This is a genomic window from Streptomyces sp. 2323.1, assembly GCF_900221035.1.
Taxonomy (GTDB): Bacteria; Actinomycetota; Actinomycetes; order Streptomycetales; family Streptomycetaceae; genus Streptomyces; species Streptomyces sioyaensis.
Genome location: NZ_LT907981.1, coordinates 4,381,860 through 4,397,271, shown reverse-complemented (window position 1 = coordinate 4,397,271; position 15,412 = coordinate 4,381,860). Strand labels below are relative to the sequence as shown.

Here is a 15,412-nt window from a genome sequence, read left to right as displayed (position 1 = left end):
TCCGCAATGCTCAGGTATCTGCCGTTCCTCCTGGTGCTGGCACTGTGGATCTACGCGTTCATCGACTGCCTGAACACCCCCGAATCCCAGGTGCGCGGCCTGCCCAAGGTCATCTGGGTGCTCATCATCCTGCTCTTCGGCGAGGTGCTGGTCGGCCCGGTCGCCTGGCTGGTGGCCGGGAAGACCCGGCGACCGGTCACGGGCAACGGCTCCACGCCCTCGGAGTGGCACCGCAACCACCGCTGGGTGGCCCCGGACGACAACCCCGAATTCCTCCGCTCCCTCAAGGACGAGAACAAGCAGGGCGAGTCCCGGCTCAAGGACTGGGAGGCCGACCTGCGCCGCCGCGAGGAGGAACTCCGCCGCAAGAACCGCGAGGCGGCGGACGGCCCCGAAGAGACCCCCTGACCGTGCCGCCCCGGCGTACGGTGACGCCATGGACCGTACGCAGGACGGGGATCACGGCCGCGACGAACTCCGGCCGCACGCCCGCACCGACGGCCCCTTCGGCCCTCCCCCGGAGCAGGCCCGCGCCATGCTGGCAACGGCGCTCGCCGAGGCCCGCGCCGGACTCGCCGAGGGCGGCATCCCGATCGGCGCGGCGCTCTACGGCCCGGACGGCACCCTCCTCGGCCGCGGCCACAACCGCCGCGTCCAGGACGACGACCCGACCCTGCACGCCGAAACCGCCGCCTTCCGCGCCGCCGGCCGCCGCCGCAGCTACCGCGGCACGACGATGGTCACCACCCTCTCCCCCTGCTGGTACTGCAGCGGCCTGATCCGCCAGTTCGGCATCTCCCGCGTCCTCATCGGCGAGACCCACACCTTCCACGGCGGCCACGACTGGCTGGCCCGGCACGGCGTCCGGATCATGCTGTTGGACGACCCGGAATGCACGGAGATGATGCGGGACTTCATCGCGGAGCGGCCGGAGTTGTGGCGGGAGGATATTGGGGGCGGGTGACGGGACCGGGCAGGTCGCCGTCGGCATTCCGCATCTGAGGATGCGGGAATGACCGCCCGAGCGCACCTCCGTCACTTCGTTCAAGCCGACGCTACTGGCGGCGTTTCCGGCGCGTCTGGCGCTGCCCTCCCTTTTGACGTGAGACCAACAGCTTCTGGGCTTCGTGCGGCTTTCCTGCGGCAGTCAATGCTCGTACGAGGGTCTGGGTAACTGCGTCGGTGAAGGGGTGATCGTCGCCGAGAATGCGGCGGCTTCGGGCGCGCGTCTCTTTGAGCAGCCCTAGTGCCCTTGCGAGCTCTCGGAGGGCGCACAAGGTGATGGCGAGGCTGTGGGCGGAGTTGAGGGTGTCGGGGTGGTCCTCGCCGAGGACGCGGCGGCGCCGTTCAAGAACGTCCTCGTCCAAGCGGCGGGCCTCCGCGTACTCACCGAGAAAGTGCAAGGTGATGGAGAGGCTGTGAACGGAGTCAAGGGTGTCGGGGTGATCATCACCGAAGACACGGCGGCGCCGTTCCAGAGTGTCCTCCTTCATTCGCCGGGCCTCCGCGCACTCACCGAGAGCATGCAAGACGACGGCGAGGCCATGAACGGAGCGAAGAGTATCGGGGTGATCATCACCGAAGACACGGCGGCGCCGTTCCAGAGTGTCCTCGTTCAAGCGCCGGGCCTCCGCGCACTCACCGAGAGCATGCAAGACGACGGCGAGGCCATGAACGGAGCGAAGAGTATCGGGGTGATCATCACTGAGGACACGGCGGCGCCGTTCCAGAGTGTCCTCGTTCAAGCGCCGGGCCTCCGCGTACTCACCGAGAGAGTGCAAAGTGGCGGCGAGGCTGTGAACGGAGCGAAGGGTGTCGGGGTGATCGTCACCGAGGACGCGACGTTGGCGTTCGAGGGTGGCCTCGCGCATACGGCGTGCCGCCACGTACTCCCCGAGAGCTTGCAAGCTGGCGCCAAGGCTGTGGGCGGAGTTCAGGGATTCGGGGTGATCCTCGCCAAGGACGCGACGGCGCCGTGCAAGAGTGTCCTCGCCCATACGCCGCGCCTCCGCGAACTCCCCAAGAGCGTGCAAGACGGCGGCGAGGTTTTGTGCAGAGCGAAGGGATTCGGGGTGGTCCTCGCCGAGGACGCGGCGGCGCCGTTCCAGAGTGTCCTCGTTCATGCGCCGGGCCTCCGCGAGCTCCCCGAGAGCGTGCACGGTGATGGCGAGGTCGTTGGCGGAGTTCAGAGTTTCGGGGTGGTCGTCGCCAAGGACGCGGCGGCGCCGTTCGAGAGTGTCCTCCTCGATGCGGCGTGCCGTCTCATATTGGCCGAGCTCACTCATGGCATGGCCGCGGAGATGGGCGCTGGTGAGGGTGTCGGGGTGATCGCAGCCGAGAGCGGTGGTCCAGGCGGAGTGGAGGGTGGTGGTGAGCTCATGAGCTGCGCGTGATTGGCCGCTCCTGATGAGGTAACGGGCGGCTTTGAGCAGCGCCTGGCGCAGCTGAGGGCTGCTGGTGGCGGTGCGTGTGGCGAGGTGGGAGGTAACGGCGGCCCATTGTGGCCAGGCGGCCGGGGTGTCGGGGTCGCCGGGGGTGGCGGTTGTCAGGATCGTCGTGACATCGTCCTCCGCCGCGGCGGCGTCGGCCGTGCTGGTCCGGGCGCGGAGGATGGCTTGGGTGAGCCGATGGATCTGGAACGTTTCGTGGTCAACGCGGGCGAGACCGTAACGGGCCAATGGCTGGAGGGCGGCCTGCGGCCACATGATGTCGTCCGGGTCGACTGCAATGGTGGCCAGCTGATCGCTGACAGCTTCCAGCCAACCGATGGGGATGGGGTCGGGGCCAAGGAAGGCTCCGAGGCGGAGCAGCTCCGCGGCGCCCGAGTGCTCGGCGGCCAGGCGGTTGGTGGCGATGTCCACTGCGGCAGCAAGGGCGCAGGGTAGCCAGGTGGACTGCCGTTGGCCATGAGTTTGGCGGTCTTGTCGGTGAGCAAGAGGCGATAACGGCCCACGGTCATGCCGCCGGTGACGACTCCGGCTGCTTGGGCCAGGGCGAGCGGAAGGTCGCCGAGGTCGTCCGCGAGACTGCCGGCCTGCTGCGGGGTGATGCCGGGGATGCGGGCGGTGAGGTACGCAACGGAGTCGCTGCGGGTAAAGACGCCCAGGTTGAGGCTGTGGACTCGATCCTTCCAGCCGGGGTCGCGGGACGTGATCAGGACGTGACCCGGGCCGGTGGGGATCAGACTGACGAAGTCCTGGGGGTCGCTGGCGTTGTCCAGAATGATCAGCCAGCGCTCCTGGGCGCGCAGGTGTTCCAGCAGCGAGCGGGCATTGTGCTCGGCGCCGGCGTCAGGCTTGGCGATACCCAGCCGGGCGGCCAACTCGGTGTACCGAACGAGAATCTGGTCGGCTTGTTCGGCGTCGATCCACCAGACGGCGTCGTATTGGCTGGCGAAGCGGTGGGCGTACTCCAAGGCGATCTGCGTCTTCCCTATGCCACCGAGGCCGTGCAGGGCCACCGCCCGCCGGCCACCCAGCAGATCCTCACGGATCTGGGCGAGCAGAGATTCGCGACCGGTGAAGTGGGGGTTGCGGGGCCCCACACGCCACACCTGCGGCACACTCGCCCCACTGGGTAGCCGGGGGCGCTGACTGTTGGAGTCCGTGGAGGTGGCAGGCGCCGGTGCAAGTGCCCCAGGGAAGGTAGGCGCTGTGCGCGGGCTGGTGGGCCCGTTCACGGCGTTCAGGAGCGCGGCGATGGCGGACGGCTCATCCAGGCCGTGAAGGTCTTTTCGGATGACAGCGGTCAGGACGTCGGGGACGTCGGCGGCCGTGAGAGGTTCGACCGCCACAGGGACGAGACGCTCTCGGCGTCCGACGATGGAGGTCCACTCCTCTCGGGTCCACCGAGTGGGATCGAAGTAATTGTTGGAGAACAGCGCCACCACCGTGGTGGCGCGCCGCATGGCATCGGCCATCCGTTCAACGAAGTTGTCGCCGGTTCGCCAGTCCCATACGTCCAGCTCCACGCTGTGGCCGGCCTCCCGCAGGTGCCAAGCCGCCCACTCCGCCCAAGTCCGGTCCGGGCCGGCGTAACTGACGAAGACTGATTCTGCTGCTGCGGCCATCGCTGCCCCCATTCCCCTGGGCGTCGTCCCGACACGACGCCGCACTCATGGTCCCCCGTATACGGGAGCCGACGGGCACGAATCGTCGAGATGGCAGCGGTCCCGACCAGGGGGCAAGGTTGTTCCCTCTCCTCGACCACTCCAGCCCGCCCCCGGCGCAATTTCGGTGGCCCCCCTCCCCCGCCCTCCGCCAGGATGCCCCCATGAGCACCACCCCCGACGCCGTCGACGCGCTCGACGCCGCCGCTCCCCCGGCCCCTGCGCAGCTCACCGAGCCCCTCCGCCGTATCCGCGCCCTGTACACCGAAAAGACAGTGACGGTGTATCAGGCGTACGCGCCCGCGCTGGGGCTGCCGGCCGCGCGGGACGGGCGGTTTCCGGCTGTGTGGAAGCGGGAGCGGATGACGTGGATCAAGCCGTCGTTCCTGTGGATGATGTACCGCTGCGGGTGGGGCGAGAAGGTCGATCAGGAGACCGTGCTGGCCGTGGAGATCGACCGGGCCGGGTTCGACTGGGCGTTGCGGCAGGCCTGTCTGTCGCATTTCGACCCGGACGAGCATCCCGACCGCGGGGCCTGGCAGCGGGAGTTGAAGGGGTCGCCGGCGCGGGTGCAGTGGGATCCGGAGCGGGATCTTCGGCTTCGGCCGCTGTCTTACCGTTCGCTGCAACTGGGGCTGTCGGGGGAGGCGTCGCGGCGGTACGCGGACGAGTGGACGGTGGCGATCAGGGACGTCACGCCGCTGGCCCGGGAGATCCGGGCGCGGGTGCGGTCCGGGGAGACCGCGGCGGCCGCCGCGCTGCTGCCCGAGGAGCGCCCCTACCCGGCACCCGAGGGAACTCCGGGCCTTGGCCGCGTGTCCTGACGCGGCTTTTCAAACACGTAGAGCGGGGCACGGAAGGTCCGTTGTGCGCTGCTTCGTGTGACGTACGGGACGTAGCGGCGTCCGGCCAACTCACAGCCGTTCACGGCCAATTGCGGCATCGTTAAGCAACCTCCCCCTGCCCGGGAAACTCAGCCACCGCCACAGTCAAGTCGGCCCACTGAGGGCTCACGCGACTCAGGGAGAGTGGCACATATGCCCGACATGACCCGACGCAGACTCCTCGGCTCGGCGGCCGGCGCGGTCGGCGGCGCCGCCGCGCTGTCGCTGCTTCCGCCCAGTGTCCAGAAGGCCGTCGCCGCCGGACCCGCACGTCACGGCTCACTGCACGACGTCGAGCACGTCGTCATGCTCATGCAGGAGAACCGTTCGTTCGACCACTACTTCGGCACCCTGCGCGGGGTGCGCGGCTTCGCCGACCCGAAGGCGCTGACGCTTCCGGACGGCCGGTCCGTCTTCCACCAGCCGGACGCGCAGAACCCGGACGGCTACCTGCTGCCGTTCCGCCTCAACACGCACACGTCCAGCGCGCAAGCCATCCCCTCCACCAGCCACGCCTGGTCCGTGCAGCACGAGGCGTGGAACGGCGGCAAGATGGACCGCTGGCTTCCCGCGCACCGCAAGGCCGACGGGGTCAACGGTCCGTATGTGATGGGCTATCACACCCGCGAGGACATCCCCTTCCAGTTCGCCCTCGCCGAATCGTTCACCCTCTGCGACAACTACTTCTGCTCGGTCTTCGGCCCGACCTGGCCCAACCGGCTGTACTGGATGACCGGCACCCTCGACCCGGGCGGCACCCGGGGCGGCCCGGTGCTCAACAACACCGCGCCCAAGCCGTACCGCTGGACGACCTACGCCGAGCGGCTGGAGGCGGCCGGCATCAGCTGGAAGGTCTACCAGGAGGAGGACGACTACGGCTGCAACCTCCTGGAGCAGTTCCAGACCTTCCGGGACTCCCAGCCCGGCCAGCCGCTCTACGAGCGCGGGATGCGGCCGCATCCCGCCGGCACCTTCGAGGACGACGCCCGGGCCGACCGGCTCCCGGCCGTCTCCTGGCTGATCCCCACCAGCTACCAGTCCGAGCACCCGGACTATCTGCCGGCCGCCGGCGCCGATTACGTCGCCCAGAAGATCGAGGCGATCGCATCCAACCCGAAGGTGTGGGCCAAGACCGTCTTCATCCTCAACTACGACGAGAACGACGGGCTCTTCGACCATGTGCCGCCGCCGGTGCCGCCCCCGGGGACGAAGGACGAGTTCGTCAAGGGCCTGCCGATCGGCGGTGGCTTCCGGGTGCCGTGTCTGATCATCTCGCCGTGGACGGTCGGCGGCTGGGCGGCCGGCGAGGCCTTCGACCACACCTCGGTGCTGCAGTTCCTGGAGCGCTGGACGGGGGTGGCCGAGCCCAACATCAGCGACTGGCGGCGGTCCGCATTCGGCGATCTGACCTCGGCGTTCGGCTTCCGGCATGCGGCCCGGCGGCCGCCGCGACTGCCGGACGACACCGCCGAGCAGCTGGCCGAGGCGCAGTGGGAGGTGGCGCACCTGCCGAAGCCGACGCTGCCGGGAGCCGACCAGCACCCGCCGCGCCAGGAACGGGGCCGGCGCAGGCGCCGCTAGGAGGCGGGCCGGGCGCCCCTCCTCGTAAACCGGGCGCCGCTCCCCGTAAAACGACGATGCCGTACGGAGCCGGGGCTCGTCATGAGCCCCGGGTCCCCGTACGGCACAGGTGCGGGTGAGCCGGAATCGGGCGGGCCCGGAGCCCGGCGGACGCGGAGACGGGCTCCGGCCCGGAGTCGGCCGCGAGCGGCCTCCGGCCGATCAGACCCCGGCGTAAGAGTGCAGCCCCGTCACGAAGATGTTCACGCCGTAGTAGTTGAACAGGTAGCAGGCGAACGCGATCAGGCCCAGCCAGGCGGCCTTGCGGCCCTTCCAGCCGGCCGTGGAGCGGGCGTGCAGGTAGCAGGCGTAGCCGACCCAGGTGATGAAGGCCCAGACCTCCTTGGGGTCCCAGCCCCAGTAGCGGCCCCAGGCGGCCTCGGCCCAGATGGCGCCCGCGATGATGGTGAACGTCCACAGCGGGAAGACGGTGGCGTTGACGCGGTAGGCGAACTTGTCGAGCGAGGCGGCCGAGGGCAGCCGCTCCAGCACCGAGGTGGCGAAGGCGCCGGGCTGCTTGCCCGCCGGGTCGGCGAGCTTGGCCTCGTAGCGGTCGCGGAAGAGGAACAGCAGCGTGGCGACGGCGCCGAGGTAGAGCACCGCACCGGAGAGGATCGCGCAGCTGACGTGGATCCACAGCCAGTACGAGTGCAGCGCGGGCACCAGCTGGTCGCTGGCGGTGTAGAGCACCGAGACGGCCAGCCCGAGGTCGAGCAGGACGGTGGTGACCAGCGGCAGCCCGATCCAGCGGACGTTCTTCCGGAGGGTGAGCAGCAGCAGGTAGATGCCCACCGCGACCGCGGCGAAGGTGGTGGAGAACTCGTACATGTTGCCCCAGGGGGCACGCTGTACGGACAGGGCGCGGGTGATGACGCCGCCCACGTGCAGGCCCCAGGCCAGGACGGTCAGCGAGACGGCGATCCGCCCGTAGAGGTCGCCCTTCTCCGTGCCGCCCGCGGCGCCCGGGCCGTCGGGGACGTCGCGGCTGCCGGCGGCGGACTTGGTGATGACCTTGGGGCGCTCCAGTACGGCGGTGCCGCCGCCCTGCTGTGCCACCTTGGCGGAGACCGTCGCGGGCGCCTTGGCCTGGGAGGTCAGCGCGGCGGCGGTGCGGGCGACCTTGCTGCGGCTGCCGAACACCCACTCGCTCATGTGGGCGACGAAGGCGAGCGTATAGACCGCCATTGCCGAATAGACCAGCAGATTGCTGTTGTGCGCCAGCGTCTCGTTGGCGGCGGCAGCGATGTTCACGCGCGCGCTCCTTCGGAGGGTTCAGCAGGACCGTCAGAGTCAGTGGGCTCCGCGGGGTCTTCGGAGCCGGAGTCGGCAGCGGGGGCCGCCGGATCGGGCTGCGGATCGGGTTCCGGGCCGGTCGCGGCGTCCGGGACGAGCGGGGCGTCGGGCTCCAGCGCCGCCGCGAGATCGCCGAGTTCCTCCGGCAGCCGCGGCGACTCGCTGCGGCCGAGGCCGGCCATCTCGACGACGGTCACCCCGTCCGCACCCTGTTCGGCCCGGACCCAGACCCGGCGCCGCTGGATGAACAGCGAGCCGGCCAGGCCCAGCAGCGCGGCGACCGCGCCGGTCAGCGCGAGGCCGTTGCCCGGCTGGTGGGTGATCTTGAAGCTGGCCCAGTTCTTGATGCCGGTGAACTGGATGCTGCCGTCGCCGTTCGGCAGCTTCATCGTCTCGCCGGGCAGCATCATCTTGGCGAGCGGGGCGCCCTTGACCTTGTACTGCTTCAGATACTTCTTCTGCAGCTGGTAGACGTTCTGCGGCAGCCCCGAGTCGACGCCCAGATCACCGTGGTAGGCGGTCAGCGTCAGCACCGGGTAATCCAGCGCGGGGAACTGGGAGAACATCGACCCGGACCCCTTGCCGCCGAACGTCGGCACGAAGAAGCCCTGGAAGCCCAGCTGATTGCGCTTGCCGTCCTTGGTCTGCGCGCCCGGCACCTTCACCACACCGGTGGAGGTGAGGTTCTTGGGGTCCTGCGGGAGGAAGGGGACCGCGCCCTTGTAGACGACCTTGCCGCGGCCGTCCTTGACGGTCACCTCCGGCGCATAGCCGTGCGAGAGCAGGAAGACCTTCGAACCCGCGATGTCGAGCGGGGTGTTCACCTCGACCGCCCGCCGGTGCTCCTTGCCGTCCGCACCGGTGTAGTACGTCAGATGGGCACGGAAGGTGCGCGGGGTGCCCTTCTGGGGGCCGCTGCGCTCGTAGGTCGCCTCGAACTTGTTCAGCGTGAAGCCGAAGGGCTCCATGGTGTCGGTGTCGAAGAAGGCACCTGACTTGAAATCGTCGAACTGGGTGAGGCTGTTGGCGAAGCCGTCGCCCTCGGTGACCAGCTTGCCGCCCTCGGACTTCCACAGGCTGCCGACGGCGAACGCCACCAGCATCACGATCAGCGCGACATGGAAGACGAGGTTGCCGGCCTCGCGCAGATAGCCCTTCTCGGCGGCGACGGCGGTGCCGGCCCGGTGGGCGCGGAACCGCCGCTTCTTCAGCAGCCGCTGGGCCGCGCCGAGGACCTCCTCGGGCGCCGCGTCGGTGCGCCAGGTGGTGTACGCGGGCAGCCGGGTCAGCCGGCGCGGGGCGCCCGGCGGGCGGCCGCGGAGCTGCCCGACGAACTGCCAGCTGCGCGGCACGATGCAGCCGATCAGCGAGATGAACAGCAGCAGATAGATCGCCGAGAACCACACCGAGCTGTAGACGTGGAACATCCCGAGCTTGTCGTAGATGTCGCCGAGGGTGGCGTGGTCGGCCTTGAACTGGTCGACCTTGACCGGGTCGATGCTGGTCTGCGGGATCAGCGAGCCGGGGATCGCCCCGATCGACAGCAGGAAGAGCAGCAGCAGCGCCACCCGCATCGAGGTCAGCTGCCGCCAGAACCAGCGCGCCCAGCCGATCGGGCCGAGCGAGGGGAAGGTGACCTCCTCCTGCGGCGCGGTCGAGAGCTGGGATCCGGCGGCGCCGAGATCGCTGCCCGGATCGGCCGCGGAGCCCGGCTCGTGGGGGGTGTCGGTCTTGGTGGACATCAATCAGATCCCAACGGTGGAGCTTTGTGCCCAGCTCTGCAGGTCGGACATCAGGCTGTCCCAGATGCCGGTGACGAGGAGGATGCCGAGCGCGACCATCATGCCGCCGCCGAGCCGCATCACCCACTGATAGTGCCGCTTGACCCAGCCGAAGGCCCCGAGCACCCGGCGGAAGGCCAGCGCGACGGCGATGAACGGCAGGCCCAGGCCCAGGCAGTACGCCACCGTGAGCAGGGCCCCGCGCGCGGCGCTGGCATCGTAGAACGTCAGGGTGCTGACGGCGGCGAAGGTCGGTCCCAGGCAGGGCGTCCAGCCGACGCCGAAGAGCACCCCGAGCACGGGCGCGCCGGCCAGCCCCATGGCGGGCTTCATGTGGAAGCGCAGCTCGCGCTGTCCGAAGCGCTGCAGCACGCCGGCGAACGCCAGCCCGAGCAGGATCATCAGCACGCCGAGGACGCGCGAGATGACGTCCCGGTACTCCAGCAGGCTCCGGCCGGCGAAGCCGAAGAGCGCGCCGCCGGAGACGAAGACGGCGGTGAAGCCGAGCACGAAGAGCGCGGCACCGGCCAGCATCCGCCCGCGCCGGGCCTCACCGAGGTCGGTGCCGGTGACGCCGGTCACATACGACATGTAGCCCGGCACCAGCGGCAGGACGCAGGGCGAGAAGAACGAGACGAGCCCGGCGAGGAGCGCGATGGGGACGGCGGCGAGGAGCGTGCCGTTGAGGACGGTCTGGTTTTCCGCGGCGGCGGCGAGCAGCGTCACGTGATCACTTCTCGGCGAGCAGCGGGGCGATCATCTTGCGCAGCTCGTTCTCGGCGAGCGGGCCGATCGACCGGGCGGCGATCTTGCCCTGCCGGTCGATGGCGATCGTGGACGGGATCGACTGCGGGTTGAGGCTGCCCTTGGGGAAGCGCAGCATCAGCCGGCCGGTCGGGTCGAACAGGCTCGGGTAGGGCACCTTGTGCTCTTCCTCGAAGCTGGTGGCCTGCGACTTCTGGGAGTCGCGGGTGTTGATCCCGATGAACTGGACGCCCTTGCTCTTGGTCTCGTTCGCGACCTTGGCGAAGTTCGGCGCCTCGGCGATACAGGGGCCGCACCACGATCCCCAGACGTTGAGGATGACGACCTTGCCCTTGTAGGCGGCGACGTCCAGCTTCTTGCCGGTGGTGGTCTCACCGGAGAGGTCGGGCGCCGGCTGCCGCTCGTCCTTCTTGACGGTGTCGATGCCGTTCTTGCCCTGGACGAAGCGGGTCTGCGCCGAGCCGCCGGAGGCGCCGTCGCCGCAGGCGCTCAGCGTCAGCGATGCGGCCGCGGCCCCTGCGGCGAGCAGGGCGAGACGGCGTCGGCTCGTGAGGCGGCGTGGGACGCGGCAGGCACTCATGTGAAAAGTTTCGCATGGGCCATTTCCGGATCTTCCGCGCCCCCCTCCGACGGCCCGTCGCGGCCCGGCAGTGCATGTCAAGCAGCCGACAAAAACGACTTCCAGCCGCCGTTCGGACGCTGACCGACGGGGAGCTGCTGGAGCTTGCTCAGCACCTGCGGGTCCTGTGCGTCGAGCCAATCGGTGAACTGCCGGAACGACACCAGACGGACATCTTTGTTCTGCTCATTGGCAATGTGCTTGAGCGCTTCCTCGACGGCGTCCATGTAGATGCCGCCATTCCACTGCTCGAAGTGGTTGCCGATGAAGAACGGCGCGCGATTGGTCTCGTAGGCCCGGCGGAAACCGGAAATGTATGCGTCGGTGGCCTGCTGCCGCCAGCCCGGGTAGTTGGCCGGCGGGCCCTTCGTGGAGTTCCCCGACTGATTGAACATGATGTTGTAGTCCATCGAGAGCACCTGGAAACGGTGCCCCGGGAACGGAATCAGCTGGAGCGGGAAGTCCCAGATGCCCATCTTCTTCTTCGGCCACATCTGGAGACCGCCGCTCGAACTGGCGTCATAACGCCAGCCGAGTTCCTTGGCAGTGGGCAGCAGGTTGTCCTGGCCCAGCAGACAGGGGGTGCGGCTGCCGACCAATTCCTTGCGGTAGTCGAACGGCAACGCTTCGACATCGGTGAACCCGGTGTTCGTGCGCCACTTCGTGACGAAGTCCATCGCCTGGTCGATCTCGGACTGCCACTGCCGGGGCGTCCAGTGCTTGACCGAGGTCGGGGCGTCGCCGCAGAAGTGCCCGTTGAAGTGGGTGCCGACCTCGTGGCCGTCCAGCCAGGCCTCCCGCACGTACTTCAGCGTCTCCTTGATGTGGTCGTCGCTGAGGTAGCCGATGGCGGAGGCGCCCCGCTTGTTGTTCGGCGGGTTGTAGAGGTGCTTCTTGGATTCCGGCAGGAGATAGAGCCCGGAGAGGAAGAAGGTCATCGCCGCGCCGTGGTCCTTGGCGAGCTTGAGGAAACGGGGGAAGAGGCCGTTGCCGACCTCTCCGGCCCCGTCCCAGGAAAAGACCACGAACTGTGGAGGGGTCTGACCGGGCGCCAGCCGTTCGGGGGCCTTGGGCTGATGGGGCTGCGCGCCGGAATTCGCTGTCGAACCGTCACCGATGGGCTTCGACCGCGCCTGGACCGAGTTCTTGACCCGCTGCTTGTCACCCGCGTTATCCGAGTCCGACGACGAGCAGCCGGCGACGCCCAGCGCCGCGGCTGCTCCCACTCCCATCCCCAACAGGTTTCGCCGACTGATCGCGCGCATACCCTCGACCCCATCCGTGCTCGCCGAACTCGATATCCATATAAACGGACAACCGAGAAGAGGGCATGTTGAGCGTTGGGGTTCCGGCTAATCGATCAGATTTTCATTTTTCCTGGCTTTGACGCTCCGCCAGGTGATGCAGCGTCAGGCCCCGAAAGCCTTGGCCTTTCCCTTGACGGGTTTGGCGCCCGCCAGAAGATGGGAGGGAACCAGGTCGCGCGCCGGCTCGCTGTACCCCACCGAAATGATCTTGTCGCCGTGGAAGGTGAACGACGTCAGCGAGGCCAGCGTGCACTGCCGCTTCCGCGGGTCGTGCCACAGCCGGCGCCGCTCGGCGAAGCTGCGCACGATCCAGATCGGCAGCTGATGGCTGACCGCCACCGCCTCGTGCCCGCGCGCCGCGTCCCTGGCCGCACCCAGCGCCGCCATCATCCGTACGACCTGCTCGATGTACGGCTCGCCCCACGACGGGCGGAACGGATTCGTCAGGTACTTCCAGTTCCCCGGCTTCTTCAGCGCGCCGTCACCGACCCCGAAGGTCTTCCCCTCGAAGACGTTGCCCGCCTCGATCAGCCGCTCATCGGTGGCCAGCTCCAGGCCGTGCGCACCGGCGATCGGCTCCGCGGTCTCCTGCGCACGCTCCAGCGGCGAGGCGACGACATGCGTGATGTCGCGCCCCGCGAGGTGCTCCGCCACCCGGTCGGCCATCTTCCGCCCCAGGTCGGAGAGGTGGTAGCCGGGCCGGCGCCCGTAGAGGACGCCGTCGGGGTTGTGCACCTCGCCGTGCCGCATCAGATGCACGACGGTGATGTCTTCGCTGCTCATGTCACCCATTCATTCAGTCGTCGGCCGGCGGCGCCGGGGCCTTGCTTCAGGCGGTCGCTTCGGCCGCGGCCCGCGCGGCGGCCGGGAGGGCGGCGGCGATCCGCTCGACGGCCGCCGTGTCGTGCGCGGTCGAGACGAACCACGACTCGAAGGCGGACGGCGGGAGGTAGACGCCCTGCGACAGCATCGAGTGGAAGAAGGCAGTGAAGCGGAACGAGTCCTGTGCCTTGGCGGCGTCGTAGTCGGTCACCTCGGCATCCGTGAAGAAGACCGTGAACATGTTCCCCGCGGCCTGGACCCGGTGCGCCACGCCCTCCTTCGCCAGCGCGGCGGTGACCAGGCCCCGCACCTCCGCCGAGACCGCGTCGACCTTCTCGTACGCGGCGTCGTCCAGCAGCCGCAGCTGCGCGACACCGGCGGCGGTGGCGATCGGGTTCCCGGACAGGGTGCCCGCCTGGTAGACGGGGCCGGCCGGGGCGAGATGCGCCATGACGTCGGCGCGGCCGCCGAAGGCCGCGGCCGGGAAGCCGCCGCCCATGACCTTGCCGAACGTCATGAGATCCGGACGCACCCCGTCAATTCCGTACCAACCGGCCTTGCTGACGCGGAAGCCCGTCATCACCTCGTCGGAGATGTAGAGCGCGCCGTTGGAGGCGCAGAGGTCCTTCAGGCCCTGGTTGAAGCCGGGCAGCGGCGGCACCACACCCATGTTGCCCGGCGCCGCCTCCGTGATCACACAGGCGACCTCGCCCGGGTGCGCGGCGAACGCGGCCCGCACCGCGTCCAGATCGTTGTACGGCAGCACGATCGTGTCGCCCGCCTGGGCACCCGTCACGCCCGGCGTGTCGGGCAGACCGAAGGTCGCCACGCCCGAACCCGCGGCGGCCAGCAGCGCGTCCACGTGCCCGTGGTAGCAGCCCGCGAACTTGATCACCTTCGGCCGGCCGGTGAAGCCGCGCGCCAGCCGGATCGCCGACATCGTCGCCTCGGTCCCGCTGGAGACCAGCCGCACCTGCTCGACCGGCTCGATCCGGGCCACGATCTCCTCGGCCAGCTCGACCTCGCCGGCACCGGGCGTACCGAAGGACGTCCCGCGGGCGACCGCATCCTGGACCGCGGCGATCACCTCGGGGTGCGAGTGGCCGAGGATCATCGGCCCCCACGAGCACACGAGGTCCACATATTCACGGCCATCGGCATCGGTGAGGTACGGACCGGCGCCGGACACCATGAACCGGGGCGTACCCCCCACAGCGCGGAACGCGCGGACCGGAGAATTGACGCCGCCCGGCGTCACGGCGGACGCGCGGTCGAACAGCGACTGCGAAACAGGGGCTTCATACGGAAAAGACACGGTGATCCTGACCTGCATAAACGGCGGGAGGGCGGCGCGCGGACGCGGCCCGGATGGCATCGGTACGAGAATCCCCTCGCGGTACGTGTGGACGGGCCGCTCGGTTCAGTCTCGATCCTTTTTTGATTCCTCTCGCTTTCGACCGGGCGTCAGCCCCCACTCGTCTGCGAAACTGGGGCCGACGTACGAGTAAGTCACGCAAGCAATGGTCTCAGAGGCGCACGGGGGCGTGCGGCCGGGCGTTTCGCGCGCCGGTGACGGGGGAGGTCTCTGAGACGATGATCGGGTTGCGCGGCTGGGGCTGCGAGTGGTCGGGTGGAGATATGCATCGCGGTGGCGAACTGGGCGAGGGAACCAATGACCGGGGTCCCGAGCGCGCCCAGCGCGGCCGTCACCGGCGCGAGGAAACCACGGGCGGGGACATCAGGGGCGGCCGCATGGGGGTGACGTACAAGTACTTCGGCGCGCCCAACGGCGCGACCGCCGCCCGCGTCCCGATCTCCATGCGCCCCGAAGAGCTCGGCGGTGACGAACTCGGCATGGGCGGCATGTTCTCCAAGATCAAGCCGGAGACGATGGCCGCCATGGTCCTCACAGGTATAGAGGGCATACCGCTCCATAAGGTTCCGCCGCTGGAGCTTGTCGTCCTCCACCCCGACTACGCCGTCGTGAAGCTCCCCATGACCGTGGTCGACCCGCTGCGCGGGGTCGGCGAGGAGTCGGTCGGCGCGGCCGCCTTCATCTGGTCCACGGTCCCCGACCGCGGGGGCCCGCGCGACGCGTTCTCCGTCTACCAGTTGCTGCACGAGTGGCAGGACTTCAGCCACCGGCTGCACGAGGCGGGGCACCAGGCGTACTGCCTGGTCTGGCCGTAACGGTTCAGCGCGGACGCGGCGGC

General features: G+C 69.2%; 14 protein-coding genes. 5 read left to right on the top strand and 9 right to left on the bottom strand.

The features are described from left to right. Window positions 1-6 precede the first annotated feature (6 nt). A complete protein-coding gene (locus tag CPH93_RS18810) occupies window positions 7-408 on the top strand; it encodes a PLD nuclease N-terminal domain-containing protein (RefSeq protein ID WP_096213514.1) in 402 nt (133 codons plus the stop codon). A gap of 28 nt (window positions 409-436) precedes the next feature. Then, window positions 437-964 (top strand): nucleoside deaminase, encoded by a 528-nt coding sequence (locus CPH93_RS18805; RefSeq protein ID WP_331716928.1) that lies wholly within the window; start codon window positions 437-439, stop codon window positions 962-964. 91 nt (window positions 965-1,055) lie between these two features. Here CPH93_RS18805 and CPH93_RS37425 read toward each other — a convergent pair whose 3' ends face one another. Together CPH93_RS37425 and CPH93_RS37420 are read right to left on the bottom strand one after the other, a co-directional pair. Continuing rightward, the gene (locus CPH93_RS37425; protein WP_331716996.1) at window positions 1,056-2,285 is read right to left on the bottom strand and encodes a tetratricopeptide repeat-containing protein; all 1,230 of its coding nucleotides are present in this window, start codon (window positions 2,283-2,285) and stop codon (window positions 1,056-1,058) included. 260 nt (window positions 2,286-2,545) lie between these two features. Next, a complete protein-coding gene (locus tag CPH93_RS37420; protein WP_331716927.1) occupies window positions 2,546-4,069 on the bottom strand; it encodes a TIR domain-containing protein in 1,524 nt (507 codons plus the stop codon). Between the two features lie 203 nt (window positions 4,070-4,272). Here CPH93_RS37420 and CPH93_RS18795 point away from each other — a divergent pair, with 203 nt between their 5' ends. Both CPH93_RS18795 and CPH93_RS18790 read left to right on the top strand, forming a co-directional pair. After that, window positions 4,273-4,932 carry a DUF4291 domain-containing protein gene (locus tag CPH93_RS18795; RefSeq protein WP_231976890.1) on the top strand — a complete coding sequence of 220 codons (660 nt, stop codon included), beginning with the start codon at window positions 4,273-4,275 and terminating at the stop codon, window positions 4,930-4,932. A 213-nt stretch (window positions 4,933-5,145) separates the two neighbouring features. Next, window positions 5,146-6,573 carry an alkaline phosphatase family protein gene (locus CPH93_RS18790; RefSeq protein ID WP_093483885.1) on the top strand — a complete coding sequence of 476 codons (1,428 nt, stop codon included), beginning with the start codon at window positions 5,146-5,148 and terminating at the stop codon, window positions 6,571-6,573. A 201-nt stretch (window positions 6,574-6,774) separates the two neighbouring features. Here CPH93_RS18790 and ccsB read toward each other — a convergent pair whose 3' ends face one another. From ccsB to hemL, 7 genes are all read right to left on the bottom strand, one after another. Continuing rightward, entirely contained in the window at window positions 6,775-7,863 is a 1,089-nt protein-coding gene (gene ccsB, locus CPH93_RS18785) for a c-type cytochrome biogenesis protein CcsB (protein ID WP_006604780.1), read from the bottom strand. After that, complete coding sequence (resB, locus tag CPH93_RS18780) at window positions 7,860-9,647, bottom strand: cytochrome c biogenesis protein ResB (protein WP_096213513.1); 1,788 nt, start codon at window positions 9,645-9,647, stop codon at window positions 7,860-7,862. Before resB ends, ccsB begins: the two co-directional genes overlap by 4 nt. A 3-nt stretch (window positions 9,648-9,650) precedes the next feature. Next, window positions 9,651-10,412: a cytochrome c biogenesis CcdA family protein gene (locus CPH93_RS18775; protein ID WP_006604778.1), complete on the bottom strand. Its 762-nt coding sequence runs from the start codon at window positions 10,410-10,412 to the stop codon at window positions 9,651-9,653. Window positions 10,413-10,416: 4 nt separating this feature from the next. Beyond that, complete coding sequence (locus CPH93_RS18770; RefSeq protein ID WP_093483887.1) at window positions 10,417-11,031, bottom strand: TlpA family protein disulfide reductase; 615 nt, start codon at window positions 11,029-11,031, stop codon at window positions 10,417-10,419. Between the two features lie 77 nt (window positions 11,032-11,108). Next, window positions 11,109-12,335 carry a hypothetical protein gene (locus CPH93_RS18765; protein ID WP_093483888.1) on the bottom strand — a complete coding sequence of 409 codons (1,227 nt, stop codon included), beginning with the start codon at window positions 12,333-12,335 and terminating at the stop codon, window positions 11,109-11,111. Window positions 12,336-12,479: 144 nt separating this feature from the next. Further along, the gene (locus CPH93_RS18760; protein WP_093483889.1) at window positions 12,480-13,160 is read right to left on the bottom strand and encodes a histidine phosphatase family protein; all 681 of its coding nucleotides are present in this window, start codon (window positions 13,158-13,160) and stop codon (window positions 12,480-12,482) included. Between the two features lie 46 nt (window positions 13,161-13,206). Further along, window positions 13,207-14,532, bottom strand: a complete 1,326-nt coding sequence (gene hemL / locus CPH93_RS18755; RefSeq protein ID WP_093483890.1) for a glutamate-1-semialdehyde 2,1-aminomutase — start codon at window positions 14,530-14,532, stop codon at window positions 13,207-13,209. A 305-nt stretch (window positions 14,533-14,837) separates the two neighbouring features. Here hemL and CPH93_RS18750 point away from each other — a divergent pair, with 305 nt between their 5' ends. After that, a complete protein-coding gene (locus tag CPH93_RS18750; RefSeq protein WP_078568699.1) occupies window positions 14,838-15,389 on the top strand; it encodes a hypothetical protein in 552 nt (183 codons plus the stop codon). Window positions 15,390-15,412: the final 23 nt, after the last annotated feature.

What these genes read in the sequence shown, in the direction of transcription:
- CPH93_RS18810 (WP_096213514.1), top strand. Translation starts at nt 7, where the DNA reads ATGCTCAGGTATCTGCCGTTCCTCCTGGTGCTGGCACTGTGGATCTAC.
- CPH93_RS18805 (WP_331716928.1), top strand. Translation starts at nt 437, where the DNA reads ATGGACCGTACGCAGGACGGGGATCACGGCCGCGACGAACTCCGGCCG.
- CPH93_RS37425 (WP_331716996.1), bottom strand. Translation starts at nt 2,285, where the DNA reads ATGAGTGAGCTCGGCCAATATGAGACGGCACGCCGCATCGAGGAGGAC.
- CPH93_RS37420 (WP_331716927.1), bottom strand. Translation starts at nt 4,069, where the DNA reads ATGGCCGCAGCAGCAGAATCAGTCTTCGTCAGTTACGCCGGCCCGGAC.
- CPH93_RS18795 (WP_231976890.1), top strand. Translation starts at nt 4,273, where the DNA reads ATGAGCACCACCCCCGACGCCGTCGACGCGCTCGACGCCGCCGCTCCC.
- CPH93_RS18790 (WP_093483885.1), top strand. Translation starts at nt 5,146, where the DNA reads ATGCCCGACATGACCCGACGCAGACTCCTCGGCTCGGCGGCCGGCGCG.
- resB (WP_096213513.1), bottom strand. Translation starts at nt 9,647, where the DNA reads ATGTCCACCAAGACCGACACCCCCCACGAGCCGGGCTCCGCGGCCGAT.
- CPH93_RS18770 (WP_093483887.1), bottom strand. Translation starts at nt 11,031, where the DNA reads ATGAGTGCCTGCCGCGTCCCACGCCGCCTCACGAGCCGACGCCGTCTC.
- CPH93_RS18765 (WP_093483888.1), bottom strand. Translation starts at nt 12,335, where the DNA reads ATGCGCGCGATCAGTCGGCGAAACCTGTTGGGGATGGGAGTGGGAGCA.
- CPH93_RS18760 (WP_093483889.1), bottom strand. Translation starts at nt 13,160, where the DNA reads ATGAGCAGCGAAGACATCACCGTCGTGCATCTGATGCGGCACGGCGAG.
- hemL (WP_093483890.1), bottom strand. Translation starts at nt 14,532, where the DNA reads ATGCAGGTCAGGATCACCGTGTCTTTTCCGTATGAAGCCCCTGTTTCG.
- CPH93_RS18750 (WP_078568699.1), top strand. Translation starts at nt 14,838, where the DNA reads ATGCATCGCGGTGGCGAACTGGGCGAGGGAACCAATGACCGGGGTCCC.